10 protein-coding genes are annotated in these 11941 nt (G+C 64.1%); 4 read left to right on the top strand and 6 right to left on the bottom strand.

Annotated elements, in window-relative coordinates; translation table 11 throughout:
• The first annotated feature begins 18 nt into the window (after positions 1 to 18).
• From UP06_RS02855 to UP06_RS02850, 3 genes are all read left to right on the top strand, one after another.
• The gene (locus UP06_RS02855) at positions 19 to 582 is read left to right on the top strand and encodes an isochorismatase family protein (RefSeq protein ID WP_045000280.1); all 564 of its coding nucleotides are present in this window, start codon (positions 19 to 21) and stop codon (positions 580 to 582) included.
• Positions 583 to 615: 33 nt separating this feature from the next.
• Positions 616 to 786, top strand: a complete 171-nt coding sequence (locus tag UP06_RS41380) for a hypothetical protein (protein WP_197087108.1) — start codon at positions 616 to 618, stop codon at positions 784 to 786.
• Between the two features lie 140 nt (positions 787 to 926).
• Positions 927 to 2309, top strand: a complete 1383-nt coding sequence (locus UP06_RS02850) for an aspartate aminotransferase family protein (RefSeq protein ID WP_045000278.1) — start codon at positions 927 to 929, stop codon at positions 2307 to 2309.
• A 147-nt stretch (positions 2310 to 2456) separates the two neighbouring features.
• Here the strand turns inward: UP06_RS02850 and rnd are convergent, their stop codons facing one another.
• The 6 genes from rnd to UP06_RS02820 form a co-directional block, all read right to left on the bottom strand.
• Positions 2457 to 3626, bottom strand: coding sequence for a ribonuclease D (gene rnd, locus UP06_RS02845; protein WP_045000276.1), 1170 nt, complete (start codon positions 3624 to 3626; stop codon positions 2457 to 2459).
• A 414-nt stretch (positions 3627 to 4040) separates the two neighbouring features.
• Positions 4041 to 5360, bottom strand: coding sequence for an ABC transporter substrate-binding protein (locus UP06_RS02840; RefSeq protein ID WP_045000274.1), 1320 nt, complete (start codon positions 5358 to 5360; stop codon positions 4041 to 4043).
• Positions 5361 to 5371: 11 nt separating this feature from the next.
• Positions 5372 to 6241: a carbohydrate ABC transporter permease gene (locus UP06_RS02835; RefSeq protein WP_045000272.1), complete on the bottom strand. Its 870-nt coding sequence runs from the start codon at positions 6239 to 6241 to the stop codon at positions 5372 to 5374.
• Positions 6238 to 7188 (bottom strand): carbohydrate ABC transporter permease, encoded by a 951-nt coding sequence (locus tag UP06_RS02830; protein WP_045000270.1) that lies wholly within the window; start codon positions 7186 to 7188, stop codon positions 6238 to 6240. Before UP06_RS02830 ends, UP06_RS02835 begins: the two co-directional genes overlap by 4 nt.
• A 1-nt stretch (position 7189) precedes the next feature.
• Positions 7190 to 8041, bottom strand: a complete 852-nt coding sequence (locus UP06_RS02825; protein ID WP_045000268.1) for a phosphodiesterase — start codon at positions 8039 to 8041, stop codon at positions 7190 to 7192.
• A 350-nt stretch (positions 8042 to 8391) separates the two neighbouring features.
• Entirely contained in the window at positions 8392 to 9870 is a 1479-nt protein-coding gene (locus tag UP06_RS02820; protein ID WP_045000267.1) for a protein adenylyltransferase SelO, read from the bottom strand.
• 195 nt (positions 9871 to 10065) lie between these two features.
• Here UP06_RS02820 and aspS point away from each other — a divergent pair, with 195 nt between their 5' ends.
• On the top strand, positions 10066 to 11838 hold the full coding sequence (gene aspS / locus UP06_RS02815) for an aspartate--tRNA ligase (protein WP_045000266.1): 1773 nt from the start codon (positions 10066 to 10068) through the stop codon (positions 11836 to 11838).
• The last annotated feature ends 103 nt before the right edge of the window (positions 11839 to 11941 follow it).

The raw sequence follows: 11941 nt of genomic DNA, 5'->3' as shown, positions 1-11941 counted from the left end.
GCAGCTACGCGCACGACAATGTCGGTCTCCATCCACGACGATCCGCTGATCCTGGTCTGCGCGGATCTCCAGGTCGAATATCTGACCCAGGGGCGTCGCCACGTCATCCTCGACGGCGACGCCGCCACCTCGCGTTCCCTGGAACTGCTGACGCTGTGGCGCAACAATCTCTGGCCGGTGATGCATCTGAAGCGCATTGCCCAGGCCGCCTGGTTCAATCCGGCATCCAGGCTGACCGATTGGATCGCTGAGGCGAAGCCGCGGCCCGGTGAGATGACGTTCGAGCACCCGCTACCCTCGGCCTACAGCTCGTCGCGGTTCGGGGATTACATGTCCAGTATCCGCAACGTGCGCTGCGTTCTGATCGGCTTTTCCCTCGACGAAACCATTCTGGCCACAATTGTCGAGGGGTTTCACCGCAGCCATCGCTACCAAATGGTCGGCGACGCCGTGGCCTGCCGGCAGCCGGGAACGGGTGAGGCGGTCGCCTACAAGCAGTCGGTGGTGAATGTCATCGGCAATTTTGCTACGATCCAGTCCAGCGCCGAACTGATCAGAACCAGCGGCGCCGTCGCGGTCTAGGTGCACGCGATCGGCGGATGGATGGGTGGGACATTGTCACGGGGAGACGAGCTCAAGGAGCTGGCGAGCGACCTGTCGCGTGCCGCCGAGACGGCGCGCCGCATCGGCCTGCCAACGACCATCTATTTGCTTGCGATGGCGCTGGTCGAGGTGAGGGAGGCCGCTGAGGCTGCCGGCGGTGAGGATGACGACGGCGCGGCCTGAGGGCCGGTCCGTGTGCGGCTTTGTGCAACGCTGCTGGGCGTTTGTTGCCAACGAATTGGCGTTGCAAGTTCTGCCTCATCGCAATAGCCAAGGGATGAAGCCGGCTGCGCTGGCGACGTGAAGACCTGAGGATCCCCGCAATGTCCATGCTGCCCAATTCGCAAGAAGCCCGGGATGTGGCCTATCAGCTCCATTCCTACACCAACGCCCGCGCCCATCAGCAGGCCGGTCCCCTGGTGATCGAGCGCGGCGAGGGGCCTTACGTCTTCGATGCGTCGGGTAAGCGCTATTTCGAGGCGATGGCCGGCTTGTGGAGCGTCGGGCTCGGCTTCAACGAGAAGCGGCTGGTCGATGCCGCGCACAAGCAGATGCTGGCGTTGCCGTTCTATCACACGTTCTCCGCGAAATCGCATGGGCCCTCGATCGATCTGGCCGAGAAGCTGGTTGCGCTCGCGCCGGTGCCGATGAGCAAGGTGTTCTTCACCAATTCCGGTTCGGAGGCCAACGACACGGTCCTCAAGCTGATCGCCTACCGTTCCAACGCGCTTGGCCAGCCGCAGCGCAAGAAGGTGATCAGCCGGATGCGCGCCTATCACGGCGTCACCATCGCATCCGCAAGCCTCACCGGCCTGCCCAACAACCATCGCTCGTTCGATCTGCCGCTGCCGAACATCCTGCACACGGGCTCGCCGCACTTCTACAAGGACGGCGCGCCCGGCGAGAGCGAGGAAGCCTTCGCCACGCGTCGTGCCGAGGAGCTCGACGCGCTGATCCAGAAGGAGGGGCCCGACACCATCGCGGCCTTCTTCGGCGAGCCGGTGATGGGCGCGGGCGGTGTCATCGTGCCGCCGGCGACCTATTGGGACAAGATCCAGAAAGTCCTGAACAAATACGACATCCTGCTGATCGCCGACGAGGTGATCTGCGGCTTCGGCCGCACCGGCAAGATGTTCGGCTGCGAGACCTACGGCATCAAGCCCGATGCGATCGTCGTCTCCAAGCAGATCACGTCGAGCTATTTCCCGCTGTCGGCGATCATCCTGAACGACCGCATGTTCGAGCCGATCGCGGACGAGAGCAACAAGATCGGCGTGCTCGGCCATGGCTTTACCGCGGGCGGCCATCCCGTCGGTTCGGCGATCGCGCTGGAAAATCTCAAGATCATCGAGGAGCGCGGCTTGGTCGCGCATGCCGCCGAGCTCGGTGGCTACATGCAGGGCAAGCTGCGCGAGCTCACCAGCCATCCGCTGGTCGGCGAAGTCCGCGGCGTCGGCATGATCGCAGCCCTCGAGCTCGTGCTCGACAAGGGGCGCAAGACGGCAGCGGCGACGCCCGGTGCGGTCGGCGGCATGGCCAGCCGCATGCTCCAGGAACGCGGCGTGATCTCGCGCAATATGCTGGATGCGATCGCCATCTGCCCGCCGCTGATCGTCACCAAGGCCCAGATCGACGAACTAATTGCCGCGATCTCGGGTGTGCTGGATGACATGAAGCCGGAAGTCGCGAAGCTGACGCCGGCGTAGAGTCTCTCCTCGTCTGGGCGTTCAATCTAACGCCGTCACCCCTGAGGTGGCCGCTTCTTCAGCGGCCCTCGAAGGGCGACGGCCCGATCGACCGCAGCGGGGGCCGTTCATCCTTCGAGGCTCGCCATGCTGCGCATGGTGCGCACCTCAGGATGACGGCTTGACTGCCTCCACTCGCTGAACCCCGATCACGCGGCCCTTCTCGATCGCGAGCGCCAGTTCGCCGCGCTTGAGCTTCAGCGCGGCATCGCCAAACAGCTCGCGGCGCCAGCCGCGCAAGGCGGGCACGTCGGCCTCGTCGTCGGCTGCGATCTCCTCGAGATCGTCGACGGTGGCGATCACCTTGCTCGCGACCGCGTGGCGCTCTGCGGTCATGCGCAGCAGGACCTTCAGGAGCTCTACGGTCGCAGCACCGTTGGAATTGTTGCGCGGCTTCTCCAGCTTCGGCAGCGTGGTTGGATCCCGCGCCAGCCCGCGCTCGACCGCGGCAACGATGTCCGCGCCCCATTTGGATTTCTCAAAACCCTTCGGCACCGAACGCAGATGCGCGAGTTTTTCGATCGTGTTCGGGGCGTGGGTTGCGATGTCGCTGATGGCCTCGTCGCGCAGCACGCGGCCGCGCGGCACGTCACGGCTCTGCGCCTCCTGCTCGCGCCAGGCCGCGACCTCCATCAGCACCGCGAGGTCCTTCGGCTTGCGCACCCGCGTCTTCAAGCGCTCCCAGGCGCGCTCGGGGTGGAAGTCGTAGGTCTTGGGCGAGGTCAGGACCTCCATCTCGATGGAGACCCATTCGCTGCGCCGGCGCTTCTTCAGGTCGGCATCGAGTGCCGCGAACACGTCGCGCAGATGGGTGACGTCGGACACCGCGTAGTGCATCTGCTCTTTGGTCAGCGGCCGGCGCGACCAGTCGGTGAAGCGGTGGGTCTTGTCGGGGCGGTGGCCGGTGACCTTCTCGACCAGCTGGTCGTAGGCGATGCTGTCGCCATAGCCGAGCACCATCGCCGCGACCTGGGTGTCGAACACCGGATGCGGGATAATATTGGCCTGGTGCCAGATGATCTCGATGTCTTGGCGAGCGGCGTGAAACACCTTCAGCACGCTCTCATTCGCCATCAGCTCGAAGAACGGCTTGAGGTCGAGGCCCTCGGCCAGGGTGTCGATGACCATCGCTTCCTCGGCGCTTGCCATCTGCACCACGCACAGCAGCGGGTAGTAGGTGGTTTCGCGCAGGAACTCGGTATCGACAGTAATGACGGGGTGCTTGGCCAGCCGGCTGCAGGCAGCCGCGAGGTCAGCGGTGGTGGTTATCAAATCCATGAACGGCCCATGACACTTGATATCAGCCGTTCTGCCGAAAGCGCTGTGATGTCAAGGGGCTCGTAGCGAATTCGAGCCTTGCATTGGGGCCGGAATCGCACTTTTCCGCCGAAAATCCTATTCGTAGCGGATGCGCTGGGAAGGTTTCCGCGCACAGGGCACCGCCACCACGATCACGCACATGGCGACCAGCGCCAATCCCAGGAACTCGAAAACCAACAAATCCACGGCAAAATCCCTCAGCAACATTGCTAGACTTGTCTGGGGTGAATTGAGGGTCTGTTAATTGTCGTGGTTACCGGCGGCGGGCCGGGCCGGATGGTGGACGAAGGGTTAACGCGCTGCGACCGATCAAAACGCATTCGGCGCTCCGCGTGACGGAGCGCCGAAGCCTGGTTGCCTAGGTCAGCCGCCTCAGGGCAGCTTCAGCGAGGTCTCGGCGTTGTACGGCTTGAGCAGCTCGTCGGCGGCCTTCTGGGCGGCGACAAGGGCTTCCTTGGGCTGCTTCTTGCCGTTCAGGACCAGCATCACCTCGTCCTCCAGTGTCTTGCGGACCGGCACGGTCTTGTAGGTCGCGAACCACGGCTTGGCGACCTCGAGCTGCTCGACCGCGGTCTTCGCATCCGGGTTCTTGTTGAGGAAATCGACCATGTCTGGCGTCTTGTAGGCGGCCATGTTGGGCGCGAAATAGCCGGTGGCGCGGCTCCACCAGCCGCTCTTCTCAGGCGAGGTCATCCACTTGATCAGCGTCCAGGCGGCCTTCTGCTTGTCGGCTTCCTGGCCTGCCGGAATGATCAGCGAGGCACCGCCGATCGGCACGGCGTTGCGGACGTTGCGCGGGATGAAGGCGACCTTGTAGGCGAATTTTGCGTTGTCGCGCACATAGGTCAGCGAGCCCGTCGAGAGCATCATCATCGCGGCGTTGCCGGAGATGAAGGAGGTGCTGACGGCCGGACCGGGCGTGGCGCCGGGCGGGTGGACCTTGTGCTTGTAGACGAGGTCGTTCCACCAGGTCAGTGCGCCCTGCATCGAGGGCGTGTCGTAATAGACCTCGCCGCCGAACTCCTCGTTGTAGTAGCGCCCGCCATTGGTCATGGTGAGCGTTTCCATCATCCAGCCGCAATAGTCGTAGGCGCAGGGGATCGCGATACCCCAGCGGGTCACCTTGTCGCCTTCGCGCTTGGTGAGCTTCTTGGCCCAGTCGGTCAATTCAGCCCAGGTCTGCGGCGGCTTGTTCGGATCGAGGCCGGCTTCCTTGGCCTGATCGGCGTTGATGTAGAGCAGCGGCGTCGAATTGTGGAAGGGCACGCCGTAGACCGAGCGGTCGATCACCGCGTTGCCCTGGAGCGCGGGGAAGAACTGGCCGAGAAACTGATCCTTGGTGGTGCCATCGGCGGCGATCAGGGAATCGAGATTGGTGAGCTCGTTCTCGATCTGCATGTCGAGCAGGAAGTTGGCCGACATGATCACGGCAGCCGGCGGCTTGCCGGCCTTGATCGAGGCGCGCGTCTTGATCAGCGTGTCGTCATAGGAGCCGGTATAGACCGCGGTCGCCTTGATCGCGGGATGGGTCTCGTTGAACTCCTTGATCAAGGTGCCCATGTCGCGGGCGAGCTTGCCGTCGACGGGGACGGGGAAGAACAGATCGATCTCGGTCGGACCTTCGGCCATTGCCGGGAAGGCGATGGTGCCTGCGATGGCGAGGCCGAGCATGAGCCTGCGGGAAAACAGCATCGAGAAATCTCCTATTTGATGCCTGAGGTGACGAAAGAGCTGATGAAGCGCTTCTGGAAAATGAGGAAGGTGATGAGCAGCGGCGCGATCACCATCAGCGTGCCGGCTGCGATGGTGCCCCAGGCCTGCGTGCCTTCGGCCGTGGCGGTGAACACCGAGAGACCGACCGTGAGCGGCCGCTTGTCCGGCGAATTGATCACCATCAGCGGCCACAGGAAGTCGTTCCAGTGGCTGGTCACGGAGATGATGGCGAAAGCGGAAAAACTCGGCAGCGACAGCGGCACATAGATGTGGCGGATGCGCTGGGATAGGCTGGCGCCGTCGATCAGCGCTGCGTCCTCGAGTTCGGTCGGGATCGCCTCAAAGGCCTGCCGCATCAGGAAGGTGCCGAAGGCCGAGGCGAAGAACGGCATCATGACGCCGGCGAGCGTGTCGTAGAGGCCGAACTGCGCGACGATGCGAAGGTTCGGCACGATCAGCAGCACCGGCACCAGCATGAGCTGCATCAGGAACAGATAGAAGATCAGCGACTTTCCGGCGAACTCGAGCCGTGCAAAGGCAAAGCCCGCCAGCGTGATCGTGACGAACTGCACCAGCAGGATGCCGGTGCAAATGATGGTGGTGTTGAGGAAATAGCGCGGGAAATCGCCGATCTCCCAGGCATCCCTGATGTTGTCGAGCGTCGGCTTCAGGCTCGGCATCAGCTCGGCCATCAGGTTGATGCCGTCGGACGCCGGGCGTAGCGTCGCCACGCCCATCCACAGGAACGGGATCAGCCAGACGAGCGCGAGCAGCACGGTCAGCATGAAGCCGAGCTTCGGCGTGATCTCGCGGCGGGTGGCGAGCGGGGTGTCTTTGAACAGCCAATCGATCAGCGTCACGCCCCGTCCTCGCGGTTGGCCATCGTCCGGAACGAGAGCGCGGTGAGGGCCATCAAGGCCGCAAGCGTCAGCAGCGTCGCCGCCGAGGCCTTGCCGATGTCGTAATGCTCGACCGCCTGCTGGTAGATGTAGAACAGCACGAGATTGGTGGCGTTCGACGGGCCGCCCTTGGTCATGACGAAGACGTGGTCGACCTGCGTCACCGCATTGAGGATTGCGATCACGGTGACGAACAGGAAGGTGGGCTTAAGCTCCGGCAGGATGATGTGGCGAAAGCGCGTGAACGGTCCGGCGCCGTCGAGATGCGCGGCTTCCATGACGTCCTCCGGAACGGATTGGAGGCCGGCGAGGAAAAACAGCATGTAGTAGCCGGCGTTCTTCCAGATCGTGATGACCATGATCGCATAAAGCGCGATGTCGGAATCGCCGAGCCAGTTCGGTAGCACCGGAAGGAAGCGGCCGATGTAGTAGTCGAGCAGCCCGACATTGGGCAGGAAGATGAACAGGAACAGCGCGGACGCCGCGACCATCGGGATCAGCACCGGCAGGAACAGCGCGGCCCGCAGCGCGCTGGTCAGCGCATTGGTGCGCGACAGCGCCAGCGCGAACAGCAGTGCAAGCCCAATGCTCGGGATCGCCGTGCCGACGGCGTAGATGAGGTTGTTGACGACGGCGCCGGTGAAGGCAGGGTCCGCCAGCACCGCGCTGATGTTGTCGAGGCCGACGAAGCGGACCGGCGCCTTCGGTGTGGCGCGCTGGTAGAGCGCGTCGATGAACACCCGCCCCACCGCGCCATAAGTGAACAGCGCGAGGAAGACCAGCGAGGGCAGCAGCAGCAAATAGGCCGGCAGTGAGGCTTTGAAGCGGGTGGAAAATCGCTTCGCGAGATGCAGGCGCGGCGGCGCCGAGGCCGCGACCGGGAGAGCCGCGGGTTCAGCGAGGCTCATCTCACCGCGCCGGGAAATTGAGCGCATAGTCGCGATCGTCCATTCCCGCTGGCGCGGCGAAGGGGAAGCGCAGACTGGTGTCGAGGAAGTCGTGGCTGTGCACGACCAGATTTTCCTGGTCGATCAGCACCACGCCATAGGCCGGCGGCTCGTGACTTGCGAGATGGTCGGTGGCCGTAGCATCGAGCTCGAACCAGACCTGGTGGTTGGTGCCACGTAGCGTGGAGAAGGGGATCTTGCCGTAACTGCCGAAGATCGGCCGGTGCACATGGCCGAAGAAGAGGTGGCGAATGCGCGACCGATAGGGCGCGATCACCTCGGCGAATTCGGCGCTCTGCTTCAACGCGATCTCGTCCATCGCGTGCACGCCGACCGGGAACGGCGGATGGTGCATGAAGACCACGAACGGCATGTCGGCCGGCGCGGCGGCCAGCGTACTCGCGAGCCAGCCGAGGCGCTTGGCGCACATCTCGCCGGCATGGCTGGTCTCGTCCAGCGTGTCGAGGAACACGAACAGGCCGTGCTCGGTGGTCCGCGTGCCCTGCACAAATCCGTTGGGATCGCGCGGCGCCGCCTTCAGCCCGTCGAGGCAGGCGACGCGGCGGTCGTGATTGCCGACCATGGCAATGTACGGCATTTTCAGCGCGGCCATGGCATCTGCGAAATTGGCGTAGGATTCAGGCTCGCCCCAATGGGTGAGGTCGCCGGTCACGACCGCGAAGGCCGCGTCGACGTGGTGCTTGTTGATGTCCGCAATCGCAGCATCCAGCCGGGCGCGCGGGTCGAGGCCATAGAGCTTCAGCCCCGGATTCGCGAGATGCGTGTCGGTGATGTGGATGAATTTGAAGGGCATGGCGCGCTTGTCAGGAGTGTTGGAGGGTGGGCGCCTCCGGCAAGACGGCCCTGACAGGCCGTTAGAGCGCGAGTGTTTCAGTTTGATGACAGTGGTTCCGCACGCCCTGAATTCCACAGGAAGCGCTGGCGATGGCGCCGAGCCGCATGCTCACAAAAATATCGAAAACAACCCCATGCACAGTAGCCGATGGTTGTCGGAACAACGGCTTACGCGTCTTTCGACATGCTTTGACGCGTCGGGCAAAACAGTGGCATAATGCCATTATCGGAAAATCCGCAGTGCGGCGCTGTGGCCGGTCCGGCGATGGGCGGCTCGACGGAACGGCTGCGGACGAAGCCCGGCCCGGGTCACGTCCCGCAGAACGTCTGCAACACCCGCTGGTCCGGCAGCGGCGGATTCTGGTAGGCCGCGTACTCTGGCTGGTCCTGGTACGGCTTCGCCAGCACCCTCACCAATTCCTCGAATGGCGCGTAATTGTCATCATTCACTGCGGCCTGGATCACGGCTTCGACGCGGTGGTTGCGCGGGATGAAGATCGGATTGACGGCGCGCATGGCGGCTTGCCGCTCGGTCGCGGTGTGCGGCTCTAGCGCCGCGCGCTCGCGCCAGCGTGTGGCCCAATCGTCGAACGCGCCGGGGTCCATGAATTGCGCGCGGACGTCGGCAAAACCGGCTTCATCGCCCGCGGCGTCACCGAGCTTGCGAAAGGTGAGGGTGAAGTCAGCCTGATTCTTGGCCATGGCGTCGAGCAGGTCCTGGATCAGCGACTCGTCGCCGTCGCGCATCGTGAAGAGGCCGATCTTTTTGCGCAGGCCTGCCTGATAGGCTTTGCTGAACGTCTCCGGGAATGCGCCCAGAATGTCCTGCGCCTGCTCGACCGCCTTCTCCTGATCGTCAGAGAACAGCGGCAGCAGGCATTCCGCCAACCGAGTCAGATTCCACAGCGCGATGCGTGGTTGGTTGGCATAGGCGTAGCGGCCCGCCTCGTCGATCGACGAGAACACCTGCGCGGGATTGTAGGCATCCATGAAGGCGCAGGGGCCGTAATCGATGGTCTCGCCCGAGATCGAGGAGTTGTCGGTGTTCATCACGCCATGGATGAAGCCGACCAGCAGCCAGCGCGCGACGAGCTCAGCCTGGCGCGCGACGACGCCGGCGAGCAGGGCGTGATAGGGGCGCTCAGCACCGAGCAGCTCCGGATAGTGGCGGCCGATGACGTGATCGGCGAGCCTTCGGATCGCGTCGGTGTCATGGCGCGCGGCGAAAAATTGGAAGGTGCCGACGCGGATGTGGCTGGAGGCAACGCGCGTCAAGACTGCGCCGGGCAGTACGGTCTCGCGGATGACCGGCTCGCCGGTGACGACGGCAGCGAGCGAGCGCGTGGTCGGGATGCCCAGCGCGAACATCGCCTCGCTCACGATGTATTCGCGCAGCACCGGACCGAGCGCGGCGCGGCCGTCGCCGCGGCGGGAGAATGGGGTCGGCCCCGAGCCCTTCAGCTGGATGTCGCGGCGGACGCCGTCCTTGTCGATGACCTCGCCGAGCAGGATTGCGCGGCCGTCGCCGAGCTGGGGCACGAAATGCCCGAACTGGTGGCCGGCATAGGCCATGGCGATGGGATCTGCGCCGAGTGGAACCGTCTTGCCGGCCAGGATCTCGGCGCCCTCCGGCGCCTCAAGCATATCAGGATCGAGCCCGAGCTGGACCGCCAGCGGCCGGTTCAGCTTGATCAGCCGGGGGGCCGTGACCGGGGTCGGCGCGACCCGGGCAAAGAAGCTGTCCGGCAGCGCCGAATACGAGTTCTGGAAGGGGAAATGGACCGTCATGGCCTCAAGATAGGGCTGGAACGCCCGATGGCAAAGGCTCGGGCCCAGATTGGCTAAAAATGGGCGTTCCGGGCCTAAAACTGGCCGTTCCCTTGGTTGCCGCCTTCGGCCTCGTCGGGTAAACCCTGCCGCAACGTCGGACCGGCTGGCTCAGTCGTCCGATTCGATTCCTCCGACATTGAATTTGGGACGACCATGCATCGCTACCGGTCACATAAATGCGGCGATCTCCGCGAGAGCAACATCGGCGAGACAGTTCGCCTCTCGGGCTGGGTCCATCGCGTTCGCGACCATGGCGGCGTGCTGTTCATCGATCTGCGCGACCATTACGGCCTGACCCAGTGCGTGGTCGATCCGGACTCGCCGGCGTTCTCGCAGGCCGAAAAGCTGCGCTCGGAATTCGTGGTGCGGATGGACGGCAAGGCCCGCCGCCGCCCCGAAGGCACCGACAACGACGATTTGCCGACCGGCAAGGTCGAAGTTTACGTCAGCGAGATTGAGGTGCTCGGTCCGGCCGGCGATCTGCCGCTGCCCGTGTTCGGTGACCAGGAATATCCTGAGGACATCCGTCTCAAATATCGCTTCCTCGACCTCCGCCGCGAGAAGCTGCACCAGAACATCATGACGCGCGTCGAAATCATCAAGTCGATGCGCAGGCGCATGGAGGGGCAGGGCTTCTTCGAATTCAACACCCCGATCCTGACTGCTTCCTCGCCGGAAGGCGCGCGCGACTTCCTGGTGCCCTCGCGCATCCATCCCGGCAAGTTCTACGCGCTGCCGCAGGCGCCGCAGCAGTACAAGCAGCTGCTGATGATGTCGGGCTTCGACCGCTATTTCCAGATCGCGCCCTGTTTCCGCGACGAGGACCCGCGCGCCGACCGTCTGCCCGGCGAGTTCTACCAGCTCGACGTCGAGATGAGTTTTGTCACGCAGGAAGACGTCTTCGCTGCGATGGAGCCCGTGATCACCGGCGTGTTCGAGGAGTTTGCCAAGGGCAAGCCAGTGAGCAAGAACTGGCGCCGAATTCCGTTCGCAGAGGCGCTGCGCAAATATGGCAGCGACAAGCCGGACCTGCGCAACCCCATCGAGATGCAGGACGTCTCCGAACATTTCCGCGGCTCCGGCTTCAAGGTGTTCGCGCGCATGCTCGAAGATCCCAAGAACCAGGTCTGGGCGATCCCGGCGCCGGGCGGTGGTTCGCGTGCTTTCTGCGACCGCATGAATTCGTGGGCTCAAGGCGAGGGCCAGCCCGGCCTCGGCTACATCATGTGGCGCGAGGGCGGCGAGGGCGCAGGTCCGCTCGCGAACAACATTGGGCCTGAGCGCACCGCGGCGATCCGCGCGCAGATCGGCGTCAAGGAAGGCGACGCCGCCTTCTTCGTCGCGGGCGATCCCGACAAGTTCTGGAAGTTTTCTGGTTTGGCCCGCAACAAGGTCGGCGAGGAATTGAACCTCACCGACAAGGAGCGGTTCGAGCTCGCCTGGATCGTCGACTTCCCGATGTACGAGTACAACGAGGACGACAAGAAGGTCGACTTCTCGCACAATCCGTTCTCGATGCCGCAGGGCGGCCTCGACGCGTTGAAGGGGCAGGACCCGCTCACCATCAAGGCGTTCCAGTACGACATCACCTGCAACGGCTACGAGATCGCCTCTGGCGGTATCCGCAACCACGTGCCGGAAGCGATGGTGAAGGCGTTCGAGATCGCAGGTTACGGCGAGCAGGAAGTGGTCGAGCGGTTCGGCGGCATGTACCGCGCCTTCCAGTACGGCGCGCCGCCGCATGGCGGCATGGCCGCGGGTGTCGACCGTATCGTGATGCTCTTGTGCGGCACCAACAATCTGCGCGAGATATCGCTGTTCCCGATGAACCAGCAGGCCATGGACCTCCTGATGGGCGCCCCGTCGGACGCCACCACCAAGCAGCTCCGCGAGCTGCATGTGCGGGTGAACCTGCCGCAGAAGTGAGGGGCTCGTGCCCCGGACGCAGCGCAGCACGTAGTGGTGCGCTGCTGAGCCGGGGCCCATTGTCTCGACGAACAACGGCCTCTCTGGGTCCCTGCTCTGCGTC

It is taken from the genome of Bradyrhizobium sp. LTSP857, assembly GCF_000938285.1.
Classification (GTDB): domain Bacteria; phylum Pseudomonadota; class Alphaproteobacteria; order Rhizobiales; family Xanthobacteraceae; genus Bradyrhizobium.
Note: the sequence above shows the minus strand (reverse complement) of the source record. Positions and strands in the feature narration are given on the sequence as shown.